The 13,241-nt window shown below is 53.5% G+C and carries 21 protein-coding genes; 17 read left to right on the top strand and 4 right to left on the bottom strand.

What is annotated here, in order from left to right; translation table 11 throughout:
- Positions 1 to 2 precede the first annotated feature (2 nt).
- The 3 genes from BUB06_RS20745 to BUB06_RS20735 all read left to right on the top strand — a co-directional run bounded on the left by BUB06_RS20745 (position 3) and on the right by BUB06_RS20735 (position 1,116).
- On the top strand, positions 3 to 398 hold the full coding sequence (locus BUB06_RS20745; protein WP_039475938.1) for a hypothetical protein: 396 nt from the start codon (positions 3 to 5) through the stop codon (positions 396 to 398).
- Complete coding sequence (locus BUB06_RS20740; RefSeq protein WP_039475936.1) at positions 398 to 736, top strand: hypothetical protein; 339 nt, start codon at positions 398 to 400, stop codon at positions 734 to 736. The genes BUB06_RS20745 and BUB06_RS20740 overlap by 1 nt, the downstream gene beginning before the upstream one ends.
- A 158-nt stretch (positions 737 to 894) precedes the next feature.
- A complete protein-coding gene (locus tag BUB06_RS20735; protein WP_005967841.1) occupies positions 895 to 1,116 on the top strand; it encodes a 3-isopropylmalate dehydratase small subunit in 222 nt (73 codons plus the stop codon).
- Positions 1,117 to 1,437: 321 nt separating this feature from the next.
- Here BUB06_RS20735 and BUB06_RS20730 read toward each other — a convergent pair whose 3' ends face one another.
- From BUB06_RS20730 to BUB06_RS20720, 3 genes are read right to left on the bottom strand one after another with little or no spacing between them, the layout of a single operon-like run.
- Positions 1,438 to 2,457 carry a phage portal protein gene (locus tag BUB06_RS20730; protein ID WP_039475934.1) on the bottom strand — a complete coding sequence of 340 codons (1,020 nt, stop codon included), beginning with the start codon at positions 2,455 to 2,457 and terminating at the stop codon, positions 1,438 to 1,440.
- Complete coding sequence (locus tag BUB06_RS20725) at positions 2,454 to 3,197, bottom strand: terminase large subunit domain-containing protein (RefSeq protein WP_236689879.1); 744 nt, start codon at positions 3,195 to 3,197, stop codon at positions 2,454 to 2,456. Before BUB06_RS20725 ends, BUB06_RS20730 begins: the two co-directional genes overlap by 4 nt.
- Before the next feature lie 2 nt (positions 3,198 to 3,199).
- The gene (locus BUB06_RS20720; RefSeq protein WP_039475930.1) at positions 3,200 to 4,969 is read right to left on the bottom strand and encodes a terminase ATPase subunit family protein; all 1,770 of its coding nucleotides are present in this window, start codon (positions 4,967 to 4,969) and stop codon (positions 3,200 to 3,202) included.
- 139 nt (positions 4,970 to 5,108) lie between these two features.
- Here BUB06_RS20720 and BUB06_RS20715 point away from each other — a divergent pair, with 139 nt between their 5' ends.
- The 12 genes from BUB06_RS20715 to BUB06_RS20665 all read left to right on the top strand — a co-directional run bounded on the left by BUB06_RS20715 (position 5,109) and on the right by BUB06_RS20665 (position 11,451).
- Positions 5,109 to 5,963, top strand: a complete 855-nt coding sequence (locus BUB06_RS20715) for a GPO family capsid scaffolding protein (protein ID WP_039475927.1) — start codon at positions 5,109 to 5,111, stop codon at positions 5,961 to 5,963.
- A gap of 47 nt (positions 5,964 to 6,010) precedes the next feature.
- Positions 6,011 to 7,123, top strand: a complete 1,113-nt coding sequence (locus tag BUB06_RS20710; RefSeq protein WP_039475924.1) for a phage major capsid protein, P2 family — start codon at positions 6,011 to 6,013, stop codon at positions 7,121 to 7,123.
- Between the two features lie 3 nt (positions 7,124 to 7,126).
- The gene (locus tag BUB06_RS20705; RefSeq protein ID WP_039475921.1) at positions 7,127 to 7,786 is read left to right on the top strand and encodes a phage terminase small subunit; all 660 of its coding nucleotides are present in this window, start codon (positions 7,127 to 7,129) and stop codon (positions 7,784 to 7,786) included.
- 91 nt (positions 7,787 to 7,877) lie between these two features.
- A complete protein-coding gene (locus tag BUB06_RS20700; protein WP_039475919.1) occupies positions 7,878 to 8,381 on the top strand; it encodes a head completion/stabilization protein in 504 nt (167 codons plus the stop codon).
- Complete coding sequence (locus tag BUB06_RS20695; RefSeq protein WP_039475917.1) at positions 8,381 to 8,584, top strand: tail protein X; 204 nt, start codon at positions 8,381 to 8,383, stop codon at positions 8,582 to 8,584. The genes BUB06_RS20700 and BUB06_RS20695 overlap by 1 nt, the downstream gene beginning before the upstream one ends.
- Entirely contained in the window at positions 8,575 to 8,796 is a 222-nt protein-coding gene (locus BUB06_RS20690; protein WP_039475914.1) for an HP1 family phage holin, read from the top strand. The genes BUB06_RS20695 and BUB06_RS20690 overlap by 10 nt, the downstream gene beginning before the upstream one ends.
- Positions 8,780 to 9,289, top strand: coding sequence for a lysozyme (locus BUB06_RS20685; RefSeq protein ID WP_039475911.1), 510 nt, complete (start codon positions 8,780 to 8,782; stop codon positions 9,287 to 9,289). Before BUB06_RS20690 ends, BUB06_RS20685 begins: the two co-directional genes overlap by 17 nt.
- A complete protein-coding gene (lysB, locus tag BUB06_RS22345) occupies positions 9,286 to 9,729 on the top strand; it encodes an Rz-like lysis system protein LysB (RefSeq protein WP_039475909.1) in 444 nt (147 codons plus the stop codon). Before BUB06_RS20685 ends, lysB begins: the two co-directional genes overlap by 4 nt.
- Positions 9,614 to 9,856, top strand: coding sequence for an Rz1-like lysis system protein LysC (gene lysC / locus BUB06_RS22215; protein WP_236689880.1), 243 nt, complete (start codon positions 9,614 to 9,616; stop codon positions 9,854 to 9,856). Before lysB ends, lysC begins: the two co-directional genes overlap by 116 nt.
- Positions 9,819 to 10,274 carry a phage tail protein gene (locus BUB06_RS20675; protein ID WP_039475906.1) on the top strand — a complete coding sequence of 152 codons (456 nt, stop codon included), beginning with the start codon at positions 9,819 to 9,821 and terminating at the stop codon, positions 10,272 to 10,274. The genes lysC and BUB06_RS20675 overlap by 38 nt, the downstream gene beginning before the upstream one ends.
- Complete coding sequence (locus BUB06_RS20670) at positions 10,267 to 10,719, top strand: phage virion morphogenesis protein (RefSeq protein ID WP_039475903.1); 453 nt, start codon at positions 10,267 to 10,269, stop codon at positions 10,717 to 10,719. Before BUB06_RS20675 ends, BUB06_RS20670 begins: the two co-directional genes overlap by 8 nt.
- 99 nt (positions 10,720 to 10,818) lie before the next feature.
- Positions 10,819 to 11,451 (top strand): hypothetical protein, encoded by a 633-nt coding sequence (locus BUB06_RS20665; RefSeq protein WP_039475900.1) that lies wholly within the window; start codon positions 10,819 to 10,821, stop codon positions 11,449 to 11,451.
- 207 nt (positions 11,452 to 11,658) lie between these two features.
- On the opposite strand, the gene BUB06_RS20655 is transcribed toward BUB06_RS20665, so the two are convergent.
- The gene (locus BUB06_RS20655) at positions 11,659 to 12,144 is read right to left on the bottom strand and encodes an Hcp family type VI secretion system effector (RefSeq protein ID WP_039475895.1); all 486 of its coding nucleotides are present in this window, start codon (positions 12,142 to 12,144) and stop codon (positions 11,659 to 11,661) included.
- Positions 12,145 to 12,260: 116 nt separating this feature from the next.
- Between BUB06_RS20655 and BUB06_RS20650 the strand changes: the two genes are divergently transcribed.
- Complete coding sequence (locus tag BUB06_RS20650; protein WP_039475892.1) at positions 12,261 to 12,896, top strand: phage baseplate assembly protein V; 636 nt, start codon at positions 12,261 to 12,263, stop codon at positions 12,894 to 12,896.
- A complete protein-coding gene (locus BUB06_RS20645; RefSeq protein WP_039475889.1) occupies positions 12,893 to 13,237 on the top strand; it encodes a GPW/gp25 family protein in 345 nt (114 codons plus the stop codon). The genes BUB06_RS20650 and BUB06_RS20645 overlap by 4 nt, the downstream gene beginning before the upstream one ends.
- The last annotated feature ends 4 nt before the right edge of the window (positions 13,238 to 13,241 follow it).

Genomic DNA, 13,241 nt, shown 5'->3' with positions numbered 1-13,241 from the left:
CGATGTTAACTAACGAACAATTGGAAGAAATTGGAGAATTGGCGGGAAAGGCTACATATAATCCGTTTGATTCGGAACATGAACGTAATCTGAATGATGTCTGCGATAGTGAGATTATCGAAGAAATGGCGAAAGAAATTTTATCCCTCCGCGCCGTTCTGGATGGATTACCACCTGAAGCTATCGCCGGAGGTTGGACGGCAAAAGGGATTAGCGCCTACGCTAAAAAATTGGAATTGCAACTGGCGGAGTTGGGGAAACAAGAATTTGTAGCGATCGAATGGTGTAACGAAAAAACGGGTCATTGGAAAACGCTAAAAAAATCAGAGGTCAGGCCGGGTTGTAAACAGCGTGCGCTATTCGCACAACCATTGCCGCCGCAGATGATGGTGAAATAATGCCTAAATCCCCCTCCGAACGCAAAGCCGCCCAGCGCGCACGCCAGCGTGATGCTGGCGTGGTGAAAGTCGAGATACATGTTGATGCGCAAGAGCTGGAAATGCTTAAGCGCAACTGCGCCCTGCGTCGTCCGGGGCGCGATCCATATGATATCGACGAGTACCTGACCACGTTAATTCGTCAGGATGCCGCTGCCCTACAGCAAAAAATATCGGAGTTAAGTCAGCGTAAATGCCAGAAATGCTCGGAGAAGTTACCCGTTTCTGAGTGCTGCCTGTCTGGTGCGTCTGAGTGCTGGAACACGCAAGGCTGGCATGATTTAAAGTTAATTCTGTGAATGCCTCGGCGTGAAATGTTCTAGTGACATGTCACGCCGATTTGCTAGCGATGAACACATAACCAATCAGTCACCTGTAGCACACTAAGTGATTGACGAAAATTTCAATATGTAAAATACTGTATGTGCATACAGTAAAAATAAGGAAATGGCACCCCTTGGAAAACACGGAACACATACAGGCCGTTTTGTCGCGGGTTCAGTTAATCGCCGACATATCGTTAGTGGCTCAGTGCGATGTAGACGAATTAAAAACCGCGATGTCAATCATTGCGGATTTGGCGAACGGCACGATAGAAACCAGAGAGTATCGAGAGATTAGTGACAAGTCGGAACTGGTCGAATACCTGAAAAAACGATTAGAGGATGCCGTCTTTTAGCCATGCATGCATAACCCGCATGATTTTGCATGATGATCTCAGCCCAATTTATCCCCGTTAACGCCATAGCTGGCGCGGATCGCGCTGGATCGTGCGAGTGCATGAAAAGCGACACACAAAGCGGGCAGGCGTGGCGGGGATAGCATTGCGCGCGAGGGGGTGTAGAGGCGTGATTCATCCCGCGCCGCTGCGCCCCGCTGTGAGGTGTTCTACCTTGATATCATACCGTAGGTTAGTTTTGCACTGGTGCGCGTAGAGCGCGATTGGTGAGGTCTGAGCGGGTGTAAAAAAAGCCGCTGGTTAAGCGGCTAGGTTGCTGGGTTACTCTTCTGTCAGTTTGTAGGGATTAAACGCGATCACCTCCATCCCCAACCATTTATTAACCTCTTTCATGCGTGCCTGTAGCGGCGTCAGCTCGTTCCTGACAAACACCTGACTGGCATTTACCACATCCCCAAAACCACCTGTATTATTCGGGATAATCCCCATCATCTGCGGCGGCACGCGGTGGGCGCTGAGCAAGTCATCACGGCTGGCGTTCTTAATGTTAAAGAAGTCATCTTTCGTTGCCACCTCGCTGAGCGGAACAATCTTGATGCCGTCCGGTTTGCCGTTGGGGGCGTAGAAAAACAGGTTCTTAAAATTCCCCAGCCCCTTTGTATTACTCATCGCGGCGCGTAACTTGTCTACGTCGGTGCCGCTTTGTGCTGCGTCAGTCACGTACATGATGTAACCCGCGTGCGCGCCATTCTGGTAATACTTGCGCCGGAACAGCGTCGCCGACTCATTCAGCCATGCCGAGTTCAACGAGCTGATATATTCTGGCAGGCCGTACATTTCCTGATTGATATCCGGCTCAAGCAGATGAAACACGCTCCCCGGTTCAAAGCGGTGCGGTTCTTTGAATGACTGCACGAACCAGTACACATCCTCTTCTACTCCGCGCCGGGTGTATTTTGCCGGGCTGGAATCTAAGCGCAGGATGCCGCCTGTGCGGTTCAGGCGCTTTTCCAGAAACGCATTCCCAAACACCAGATAATCCAGCACAAAGCGGCTGAAATCCTGCTGACTCAATAGCGGGTGCGGGATAAACGTGCTCACAAGAATGTTACGTTTCACATAGATGGGTGAGCTGTGGTGTACCGCAGCGCGCAGGCTTTTAGCTAACCCGCTAAAGTTGATCGGCGGCTCAATCCATCGGCCATTATGGATACACTCGGCATAGTCCAGAATGTCGCGGCGATCCAGAACGGCAGACGGTTCACCAAATGTGAATGCCTCTATCGGTTGTGCCTGGCTGACGGGTGCCGATTGTGATTTGCGGTATTTGCGCTTTTTCATGCGGCCAGCTCCTTATTGTTGATGGCCTGTGACCAGTCGCATTCAAAAAGCTGCTGGTATTCTTCCGGGGTACATTCCCGCTTGATTTCGTCGATATCGTGAAGGTTGCAGCCCTGCGCTGCTGCCTGTTCCAGCGTCAGCGACTGACGCCAGACGCCATCGGTACAAAACGAACTACCCGGCATAAAGAGGGCGGGCTGTGGATGCCTGCGCCGTGAAAAATCGCCACGCCAGACCCGGAACGCGGAATAGTTATCTGATGCGGAACCGTACAACGTCCGGCGGTGTTTTTTATGCATCGACATAGATTTGGCGATTAAAAAGGCCGCGCGCGGGTTTTTGAACCACGGAAATTCATCAACATAAACATTGCCTGAGTAGGCCGCACAGTGGCTGTCCTCCCCTAAAAATGAAATCACCGCATCTTGTAACAGCACCTGTCCGGCGCGGTTCGTTGACAGATTGACGCCAACCTGCCACGCCGCCGCCTGCATGTAATAGCGCGCCTGTTGTGCGCCCGCGGGCGTCGGGGCATAAAAAATCTGGTTACGTCCGGTAGTCAGCGCATCGAGCAGCGCTTCGCGTGCAAAAAATGCCGTCGCGCCAATCTGGCGCGCCTTGGTGATCGTGCGGTCAACGTTTAGTTTGCCGACACGCTGCCAGACGGCCTGATGCTGAAAGGTGAATCGCTCGATTGACGTGTGGAGGTCGTCTATCTGGCTGGGGGTAAATGTGGTCATTTTCATTCGTTAAAATCCAAAATGCTGACAGGGACATGACCGTTAATCGCGGTCAGGGGTTCGTTTAACAGCGCGTGCATAGTTGCCCATGCCACATCGGCGTGGCTGATTTCTTCACTGCGGCTGGCTTCATAGGTGGTGCGGTTACCGCTGGCCGTCATGGTTTTGCGTATGGCCATAAACGATTGGGTGATGTCGGTGTGGCTGGTGTCGTACTCCAGCCGCCCACTTGTGATCGTGTCTTTGGCCTTGAGCACCATCGCGGTTTTGATTTCGGGTGAGTATTTGATTTCGCGTGCTGCGGGGAAAAAGCCGCGCACAAGCTGGTAAACACCCTGACCGATGCCCGTTGCATCAATACCGATGTATTCGACGATGTATTTTTCTGTCAGCAGCTTGATAGCCTCGGCCTGTGCGGCAAAATCCATGCCTTTCCACTGAAAGCGCTCAAGAATGCGGAACTTACCGCCCGGTGCCTGCGGCGGAGCCAGTACCACACAGCCTGCGCTGTCGCCTGTGTGTGACGGGTCGTAACCAATCCAGACAGGTTTATAGGCAAACGGGCGCAGCGCGTAGGGGTTAAAATCCTCCCACTCTTCCAGCGCATCGACCATACAGCGCTGTAATTCCTCGAACGGGAACACGGACGCTTTATCATCGACAAACTCGCACATCAGCAGGTTTTGATACTCTGCCGGGCTGTATTCCAGCGTGAGTTGGTCAAGGTCGAACAGGTTACAGCCCCCGGTCAGCGCATCTTCTACCGTCACAATCTGCCGCCACTGTCCATCACCGCACAGCACACCGCCGGACAAATTCGCGTGGCTTAAATCCAGATGGAGGTGATCGGCCTTGTTACTGCGCCCCTTGTTGAACAGCTCACCCGACCAGAACGGATAGGCGCTGTGTGCCAGACTCGACGGCGTGGAAAAATAGGTTGAACGCCATTTTTTGTGCAACGACATGCCGCTGGCGACCTTGCGAAGCTCCTGAAACTTGGGGATCCAGAAATATTCATCCAGATACAGATTCCCGGTGTAGCTCTGCGCGGTGCGAATGTTGGTGCCGAGGAAGAACAGGCGCGCCCCGTTCGGCAACACCATCGGGTCACCTTTCAGGTCAACATCGACCAGCCGGGCAAAGTCGATGATGTAGTTTTTAAAGACGTGCGCCTGTGCCTTACTCGCTGACAGGAAAATCTGATTACGCCCGGTGGTCAGCGCATCAATCAGCGCCTCCCGCGCAAAATAGAACGTCGCCCCAATCTGGCGCGATTTCAGGATATTGCGGATACGGTGCTGTAGCCCGGCCTGATGCCAGCCGCGCTGGTAGTCGAAAATTTCACTCAGGAAAATGTCGTTCAGCTTCTCGATAGCCGACTCGCTGAACATATTCTTTTCTGGTGCCTTACGTTCACCCTTGTTGCGGTTGCGCACGTTGGGATTGAGATCGGCCTCGTTGCCAGTCTGGCTGTAGCGGTTTACCCGCGCCAGCCGCTCAATCTGACGGCCTAACAGGTCAATCTCTTTGTAGTCATGCCCCTCCTTTTTCGTCTTCATGATGAGCTGGATCAGCCGCGCTTCCAGACTGGCTTCAACACGCGATACCGGGGCGATAGCGTCCCAGCCGTCGCGCTGCTTCCAGCTCTGAACGGTCGGCGTTTTCTGGTTCAGCATTTCCCCAATCTGACGCACCGAAAAGCCCTGCCAGTAAAGCAAAGCCGCCTGTCGCCGTGGGTCGCTGATGATGGTGGTATCGATGGCTGTATTCATGACGGCAAGGCTACGTCAGCGCCGACCCTCGCCGCCTTAAGTGCCTGTTGTGCCAGCGGTTAGCGAACCGTGATTAATGGCACGGCAAGGTGTCACGCCGGATACTCGCACCGACTTCCCGCAAACAACGGATGAGAAAATGGCAAAGAAAGTTTCTAAGTTTTTCCGCGTCGGTGTTGAAGGTGACACCTGCGATGGTCGCGTGATTGACGCGAACGATATTCAAAACATGGCGGAGACGTTCGATCCGCGTGTTTATGGTTGCCGCATCAACCTTGAGCACCTGAAAGGCTTACTGCCTGACAGCCCGTTTCGTCGCTACGGTGATGTGGTCGAGCTGAAAGCCGAGACGATTGATGACGATTCGGCTATCAGCGGCAAGCTGGCGCTGTTCGCCAAAATCACTCCGACAGATGAACTGGTGGCAATGAATAAAGCCAGCCAGAAAATTTATACCTCAATGGAGATCCAGCCCAATTTTGCCAACACAGGCAAAGCCTATCTGGTCGGTCTGGCCGTCACCGACGATCCGGCCAGTCTCGGTACGGAAATGCTGGAATTCAGTGCAAAGGCAAAATTAAATCCGCTGGCCACCCGTAAATCCTCCCCGGAAAACCTCTTTTCTGTCGCCACCGAAGTGACGCTGGAGTTTGAAGATCTGCCGGACGTGGAGCCGACGCTGTTAACCCGCGTAAAAGCCCTGTTTGGCCGCAAGCAATCCAGTGATGACGCCCGTTTTAATGATGTGCATGAGGCGGTGGCCGAAGTGGCCGGACAGGTGCAGACCAACGCCGACAGCGTGGAGCAGCGCTTCACCCAGCTTGAGCAGCGTCAGCAGCAGGACGTTGCCGCCCTGACGCAAAAGCTGAGCGCCAGTGAGCAGCAGTTAAGCGACCTCAAAGCCACGCTGGACGGCACAGAGAGCTTGTCGCAAAAGCGCCGCCCGGCGGCAACAGGTGGCGACGGTGAAGCCACGCTGCTGACCAACTGCTAACCGGGCGTAGCCCTTAGTCCCCTTATTCAGAACCAACAGGAAAAACCATGCGTAAAGAAACCCGCTTTAAATTTAATGCTTACATGACCCAGCTTGCCGCTCTGAATGGCGTTGACGTCGAAACGCTGAGTAAAAAATTCAGCGTTGATCCGTCCGTCACGCAGTCGCTGATGGAAGTGGTGCAAGAGTCCTCCGACTTCCTGACCCGTATCAACATCGTGCCTGTTTCCGAGCTGACCGGGGAGAAAATCGGCCTCGGCGTGTCCGGGTCAGTAGCCAGTACCACGGATACGTCAAACGGCGACGAGCGTGAAACCGCTGACTTGCTGAGTCTGGAAGCGCGCCAGTACAAGTGCGAACAGATGAACTTTGATTTCCATATCCGCTACAACACGCTTGACCTGTGGGCGCGTTTTCAGGATTTCCAGTTGCGTTTGCGTAACGCCATCGCCAAACGTCAGTCGCTGGATTACATCATGGCAGGCTGGCACGGCGTGAAGCGTGCGGCGACCTCTGACCGCGCTAAATATCCGCTGTTGCAGGATGTGGCGGTGGGCTGGTTGCAAAAGTACCGCAACGAATCCCCTAAGCGTGTGATGAATGCCTACACCGCTAAAGACGGTACGGTCTCAGAAAAAATTCGCGTCGGTGAGAACGGCGATTATGTCAGCCTCGACGCACTGGTGATGGATGCGACCAACACCATGATCGACGAATGGCATCAGGAAGACCCGGATTTGGTGGTGATTTGTGGCCGTCAGTTGCTGTCTGACAAATATTTCCCCCTGGTCAACAAACAGCAGGAAAACAGCGAAATGCTGGCCGCTGACGTCATCATTAGCCAGAAGCGTATCGGCAATTTACCTGCCGTGCGCGTGCCGTACTTCCCGGCCAATGCCCTGATGATCACCCGTCTGGATAACCTGTCTATCTACTACATGGACGACAGTCACCGCCGCCACATTGAAGAAGTCGCCAAACGTGACCGTATCGAAAACTACGAATCTATTAAACAGGATTATGTCGTGGAAGATTACGGCTGCGGCTGCGTGATCGAAAACATCCAGCTCGGTGAGTTCCCGAAACCGCCGGAAGCGGAAAAAGCCGCAGAGCCTGCCACGTCAGGAACTGAAACCTCAACCGATAACGCCGGAGCTTAAGCCATGCTAAGCCCCGCCCAGCGTCACATGATGCGGGTGTCGGCTGCTGAGGCGTCGCAGCGGGAGAATGATCCGCTGCGACAGGCCACCGGGTACGAGCAAATGCTGTTCCGGCTTGCGGCTGATAAACGCACGTTAAAACAGGTGCGCTCAATGGAGCGTAAAGCCGAAATGAAAAGCGGGCTGTTGCCCAGCTATGCTCCGTGGGTGGCGGGTGTCCTCGCCAAAGGTCGCGGCGCACAGGACGCGGTGTTGATGACGGTCATGGTGTGGAAGCTCGACGCCGGGGACGTCCCCGGCGCGCTGGAGATTGCCCGTTATGCCATCGCGCACAAGCTGGTGATGCCAGAGGGGTACACCCGCCCGACGCCGTACCTGTTAGCCGAAGAGGTGGCCGACGCCGCAACCCGCGCCCATACCGCCGGGCAGGCGGTCAATATTGACCTGCTGATCGATACGCTGACCCTGACCGATGCAGAGGACATGCCCGATCAGGTGCGCGCCAAGCTGCACAAAATCATCGGCCTGATCTTGCGTAGTGGCAAGCCAGAGCAAGCCCTGTTTCACCTGAAACGCGCCTTTCAGCTTGATAGCCGAAGCGGTGTGAAAAAAGACATAGAGCGGCTGGAAACGGCGCTGCGCATCGCAGCGGCCAGCCGTTAACCCAACGCGCCCCGCGCCGGGCGGCACACAGGCCGGAACGGTGATCCGTTTTCTGAGCCTGTGTCCACCGCCCACCTATTCAGAGGTTGTCATGACGACAATGATTTTTCCCGCGAAAGCGGAGCCACGCCCGGATGCGGTGGTTATTCCGGTGCCTGCGCAACAGGATGCCGTAATCAAAAACACCTTCTTCTGGCCGGATGTGGAGCCGGGAACGTTGCGCACGCTGATGCGCCTTGAGAACACCGTCACGCCGGAGCGCCTGCGCCATGCCGCAAAAACTGCCATTTCTGAGGTTAACGCCGAGCTGTACGAGTACCGCGAGGCACAGATGGCGGCAGGGTTTAAAACGCTGGACGCCGTTCCCGCCGAGCGGCTCGACGGCCAGAGCGAAAAAGAGCACCACTATCTGTGTGCGGTCAGCGCCATTACCACGGCGACGCTGTACGAGCGTTACCGAAGCTATGACGCCAGCGCCAAAGGCGACCGCAAGGCCGATGCGCTCGACGGCACGATTGATGAGCTGTGGCGCGATGCGCGCTGGTCAATCAGCCACTTGCAGGATAAGCCCCGCTGCATCATCGGGAATATCTGATGAACGTTATCGCACAGCAGGGCGACACGCTGGACGCCCTGTGTTATCGCCACTACGGACGCACGCAGGGTGCCGTTGAGGCGGTGTTAGCGGCTAATCCGGGGTTGGCTGAATACGGGGCGATTTTGCCCCACGGCACCGCAGTAACCTTGCCGGATATTGCCAGCGCCCCTGTCGCAGAAACGGTGAGTTTATGGGATTGAATATGGAAAGAGTCACGTCGTTTATCGCGTATTGGATAAGCGTCGCGCTGGCATTTTTTGGGGCGATGACGCCGCAGGATTTCGCGGCCTATTTCGGGGCGCTGGGGGTGGTGTTCACCGTTGGCGTTAACTGGTACTACCGCCGCAAGAGTTACCAGCTATTGAAGAGCATCGATAATCCCCGCGAGGTTATTCATGAAATCACTCGTTAAACGCTGCGTTATCGCCACGGTGTTAGCGCTGGCCGCGTTAGTGCCGGATTTTTCCTTGCTGAAAACGTCACAGGAGGGGCTGGCGCTGATTGCCGACCTTGAGGGATGCCGATTAAGCCCCTATCAGTGCAGCGCGAACGTGTGGACAAACGGGATCGGACACACCGCAGGCGTGGTGCCGGGGAAAACCATTACTGAGCGTGAAGCAGCGGTCAATCTGGTTGCCGATGTGTTACGGGTAGAAAAGGCGCTGGCACGCTGTATGGCCGTGAACATGCCGCAGGCCGTCTATGACGCCATCGTGAGCTTTGCGTTTAATGTCGGTGTCGGTGCGGCGTGCCGCTCTACGCTGGCGTTTTTTATCAACAAAGGCCAGTGGCGCAACGCCTGTGACCAGTTGCTGCGCTGGGTGTATGTCAACGGCGAGGTATCACGCGGTATTGAAACCCGTCGCCAGCGTGAGCGTGCCGTCTGCCTTAAGGGGGCGGTATGAGCACATTGACCCGCGTAATCCTTGTTGTTGCTGCGCTGTTTATCGTGCTGCTGTTCGTGACTAAGCGGCAACTGTCTGACGCGAAAAAATTGATTAACGAACAGAGCGAAACGCTGGTTAAGCAGTCGCTTGAACTGCTGGTCAGAGATGGAGTGATCGACGCGTTGCAGTCCAGCGCGATACGCAACGAACAGGCACAGGCGGAACTCCGCAAGAAACTGTCACAGGCCGGGCAACTGGCCGCGTCCCGCGATAACAAAATTACGAGGCTACTGAATGAAAATGCCGATCTGCGCCGTTGGTATGGCACTGCTTTACCTGACGATATTAAGCGGCTGCACCGCCGCCCCACCTTTGACACCCCCGACGATTATTTACGTTGGCTGTCCGAAAGTGGAGAGCTGCCCGATACCGGGCAGCAGCCCGGAAACCAACGGTGATTTAAGCGCCGACAACCGCCAACTGGAAAGCGCACTGGTGAGCTGTGCGCTACAGGTTGAAACCATCAAACACTGTCAGGAACAACACGATGCTGAAACCCAACAGCCTGCGCCGCGCCCTGAGTGACGCGGTGCCGGTACTGAAAAATAACCCGGACATGCTGCGCGTCTTTATCGACAGTGGTGCGGTTGTCTCCACGCTGGCCGCGTCGCTGTCATTTGAAAACCAGTACACGCTGAATCTGGTTATTACCGATTTTACCGACGATATCGACTGGTTATTGGTGCCGATTCAGGCGTGGTTACGAGAAAATCAGCCGGATATCACTCATGACAGCAAAGGCTTTACCTATTTCGCGGATATTAACGATAACGGTAGCTGTGATATCAGCATCAGCCTGAAACTCACCGAGCGGGTGATCGTCAAAGAGGTAGACAAGGCATTGCATGTGACCCACGCGCCGGAGCCGCCGTTACCCGTTCCTGTAGAACGCCCGATGTCGCTATACATCCACGGTGAGTTAGTGAGTACATGGCATGAATGAGCTGAAACCGTTTGACGACAAGCTGGCCGCGCTGATCGCCAATCTGTCGGCGTCTGGCCGTCGTAAGCTGGCCGGAACGGTAGCGAAAGCCCTGCGCGGTAGCCAGCAACAGCACATCAAGGCGCAGACCGCCCCAGATGGCACAGCCTATGCCCCGCGTAAAGCCCAGCCGATTAAGGGAAAAAAAGGCCGGGTGAAAAGCCAGATGTTCCAGAAACTGCGTACCGCTAAATATCTGAAAGCCAAAGGCACCGCCGATGCGGCCAGCCTAGAATTTATCGGGCGGGTGCAACGCATGGCGCGGGTGCATCACTACGGTTTACGTGATCGCCCCAGCCGCAATAGTGACGATGTGCAATATGAGGCAAGGCCGCTACTGGGGTTTAGCGATCGGGAAATTGAAAAAATAGAAAATGAAATAATTAAGCACATTCAAAACAATTAGCTTGCTTTGCAATGTAGGAGTTACTGCGCATCAAGCGTGCATTTTCAACAATCTTTTCGTGTGATAGTCTCGTAACAGGAAAATGTAAAAGGATGTTTTATGAATTTAGAATCTATCGCCAAAGAAATTGCGAAGGCGCTCAGGTCGCCTGATTTTTATATGGGAATGGGAGACGGGGCTGTAGGCGTTTTTCGTGATTTAGGTTATCTGGCATATGGTTATATTGATACGGACTCACGATATGTTCGTTCTCTGGAAAAAGAACGAATGATTAGAGCACTGAGAAGAGGCGTGGCCTCAAGAGAAAAACTAAAAGCGGCTATTGTGGCAACGCTATCGTTGTTTGATAAGCATGTGCCGGAAGAAAAAAAAGACAAGATATACCATAAATCATCTGGTTCACTCGTCGGTAAATCGCTTACGGGTACGGCTATCATGGCAGTTGCACACAAAATATCAAACGCAGGCCGATTCGGTATTTTTTTATCCTATTACGCGCTTTTACTTGGTGGAATGGCTGAACGTTCGGTGTACCGTTCGCTTTATTTAAAACGAGAAAACCCAGAACTTTATCAAGATTTAAGGCGTGACGATTTAGATTTGTTGTATTTTTTATTTGAGCCGTTTGTCAAACCTTTTTCTGATGCGCTTATTGTCAGGCGTACACATGGAGACAAGGCTTTTAATGAGTTAATAGATATGGTTGGGAAAGAGGTTGAAAAATATGATTAAAGCCATTTTCTCATTTATCAGAGACTGGTTTTTTAGTTTGCTTATGGGGATTCTAATTATAGGGTGCCTATACGTTTTCTTCCATTTTGAAACATGGATGGAGAGGTTTCTTTATATGCTGTACCCTCTGTCGGGATTATATCTACTGAAAATAGTGATGGATAAAGTCGATAAAAACGGGCGCAATTAATTTCGCGCCCAATGTTGTTAATTGGTAAATTTAGACATTTCCCACAAGCTATAACCGCTTGTGCCTGATTTGTGATGTGACCACGTAATATCTTTGTACTGAATTGAAACATGCTCCAGAATCAGTGCACCGCCATCATCTATAACGTTAGGCATAACAAGGTTTATGTCGCTAATGAGTCCGTCATTAATCTGAATAGAGAAAAATTTTTCTTGTTTAGCATGTGGGCTAGTTCGATAGAAATCAATAATACACTTTATCCTTTCCTGATCGTTTAGCGCCATTGCTATTAGCGGAGTAGACTTGTCGATGGGTTTAACCAGCGTCAGCGGATTATGTACAGCATGACCCGCATTACTCATGCTGTGGTTAAATGCCAATATCATAATCTCGTCTATATGGCCCGCCTGATATCGGTTACCAATAGATTCAACGGTAGAACATCCCTCAGAAATTAACCCTTGTACTCTGCCTTCAAGTGTCATGTATGCATAATTAGCCATGTCGGAATCCCTTCTTAATTAATACCAGAGTGTCCGATTATACGACAATGTTGTGTAATCCACAGCAAAACGAGCATTCATTGCCGCCATTCTCCCCCGGCGGCAACATTTCCCCCATGAAAACACAAGCCACCCTTAATGAAATCCAGCGCCTCTTGCGCAATCTGATCCGTGTCGGCGTCGTGACCCACGTCAACACAGCGGACGCCCTGTGCCGGGTACAAACAGGCAAAATGACCACAGGCTGGTTGAACTGGTTAACCCGCCGTGCCGGACGTTCCCGCGACTGGTGGGCACCGTCCATTGATGAGCAGGTGCTGATCCTGTCCATCGGCGGCGAACTGGACACCGCCTTTGTGCTACCCGGCATCTATTCCGATAACAACCCCGCGCCGTCGGCGTCTGCCGATGCGTTACATATCAGCTTTCCCGACGGTGCGGTGATCGAGTACGAACCCGCAACCGGAGCGCTGACCGTCAGCGGGATTAAAACCGCCGATATCTCCGCGTCTGAATCCATTACTGCCACGGTGCCATTGGTCACAGTGAGAGCATCCACGCGCATCACATTCGACACACCGGAAGTGGTCTGCACCAACAAGCTGATTACCGGAACGCTGGAAGTACAACAAGGCGGGGAAATGCGCGGCAATATAGAACATTCCGGCGGGTCGCTGTCGTCCAATGGCAAGGTATTGCACACCCACAAACACCCCGGAGACAGCGGCGGGATAACGGGTGCACCACTATGACCGCACGTTACCTCGGCATGAGCCGTGACAGCGGTCAGACGCTCGGCGACCTTGAACACATTCGCCAGAGTGTGCGCGATATTCTCATCACGCCCGTCGGGTCGCGGGTGATGCGCCGGGATTATGGTTCGCTGCTGTCGGCTTTAATCGACCAGCCACAAAATCCCGCTGTGAAATTGCAGGTCATGGCGGCGTGTTACATGGCGCTGCTGCGCTGGGAGCCGCGCATCACGCTGACGGCCATCAACCTGACAAGCACATTCGACGGCAAGCTGGCCGTTGATATTACGGGCGTGCTGGCTGACAGCAACGCCGTTTCCCTTTCTGTTCCTGTGAGCTGACACG

The sequence above is a fragment of the Pectobacterium carotovorum genome (assembly GCF_900129615.1).
Classification (GTDB): Bacteria; Pseudomonadota; Gammaproteobacteria; order Enterobacterales; family Enterobacteriaceae; genus Pectobacterium; species Pectobacterium carotovorum.
This window is presented reverse-complemented; position numbering and strand designations above follow the sequence as displayed.

What these genes read in the sequence shown, in the direction of transcription:
- lysB (WP_039475909.1), top strand. Translation starts at nt 9,286, where the DNA reads ATGAGCACATTGACCCGCGTAATCCTTGTTGTTGCTGCGCTGTTTATC.
- BUB06_RS20685 (WP_039475911.1), top strand. Translation starts at nt 8,780, where the DNA reads ATGAAATCACTCGTTAAACGCTGCGTTATCGCCACGGTGTTAGCGCTG.
- BUB06_RS20645 (WP_039475889.1), top strand. Translation starts at nt 12,893, where the DNA reads ATGACCGCACGTTACCTCGGCATGAGCCGTGACAGCGGTCAGACGCTC.
- BUB06_RS20745 (WP_039475938.1), top strand. Translation starts at nt 3, where the DNA reads ATGTTAACTAACGAACAATTGGAAGAAATTGGAGAATTGGCGGGAAAG.
- BUB06_RS20690 (WP_039475914.1), top strand. Translation starts at nt 8,575, where the DNA reads ATGGGATTGAATATGGAAAGAGTCACGTCGTTTATCGCGTATTGGATA.
- BUB06_RS20725 (WP_236689879.1), bottom strand. Translation starts at nt 3,197, where the DNA reads ATGACCACATTTACCCCCAGCCAGATAGACGACCTCCACACGTCAATC.
- BUB06_RS20665 (WP_039475900.1), top strand. Translation starts at nt 10,819, where the DNA reads ATGAATTTAGAATCTATCGCCAAAGAAATTGCGAAGGCGCTCAGGTCG.
- BUB06_RS20700 (WP_039475919.1), top strand. Translation starts at nt 7,878, where the DNA reads ATGACGACAATGATTTTTCCCGCGAAAGCGGAGCCACGCCCGGATGCG.
- BUB06_RS20710 (WP_039475924.1), top strand. Translation starts at nt 6,011, where the DNA reads ATGCGTAAAGAAACCCGCTTTAAATTTAATGCTTACATGACCCAGCTT.
- BUB06_RS20720 (WP_039475930.1), bottom strand. Translation starts at nt 4,969, where the DNA reads ATGAATACAGCCATCGATACCACCATCATCAGCGACCCACGGCGACAG.
- BUB06_RS20715 (WP_039475927.1), top strand. Translation starts at nt 5,109, where the DNA reads ATGGCAAAGAAAGTTTCTAAGTTTTTCCGCGTCGGTGTTGAAGGTGAC.
- BUB06_RS20730 (WP_039475934.1), bottom strand. Translation starts at nt 2,457, where the DNA reads ATGAAAAAGCGCAAATACCGCAAATCACAATCGGCACCCGTCAGCCAG.
- BUB06_RS20705 (WP_039475921.1), top strand. Translation starts at nt 7,127, where the DNA reads ATGCTAAGCCCCGCCCAGCGTCACATGATGCGGGTGTCGGCTGCTGAG.
- BUB06_RS20740 (WP_039475936.1), top strand. Translation starts at nt 398, where the DNA reads ATGCCTAAATCCCCCTCCGAACGCAAAGCCGCCCAGCGCGCACGCCAG.
- BUB06_RS20655 (WP_039475895.1), bottom strand. Translation starts at nt 12,144, where the DNA reads ATGGCTAATTATGCATACATGACACTTGAAGGCAGAGTACAAGGGTTA.
- BUB06_RS20670 (WP_039475903.1), top strand. Translation starts at nt 10,267, where the DNA reads ATGAATGAGCTGAAACCGTTTGACGACAAGCTGGCCGCGCTGATCGCC.
- BUB06_RS20675 (WP_039475906.1), top strand. Translation starts at nt 9,819, where the DNA reads ATGCTGAAACCCAACAGCCTGCGCCGCGCCCTGAGTGACGCGGTGCCG.
- BUB06_RS20650 (WP_039475892.1), top strand. Translation starts at nt 12,261, where the DNA reads ATGAAAACACAAGCCACCCTTAATGAAATCCAGCGCCTCTTGCGCAAT.
- BUB06_RS20695 (WP_039475917.1), top strand. Translation starts at nt 8,381, where the DNA reads ATGAACGTTATCGCACAGCAGGGCGACACGCTGGACGCCCTGTGTTAT.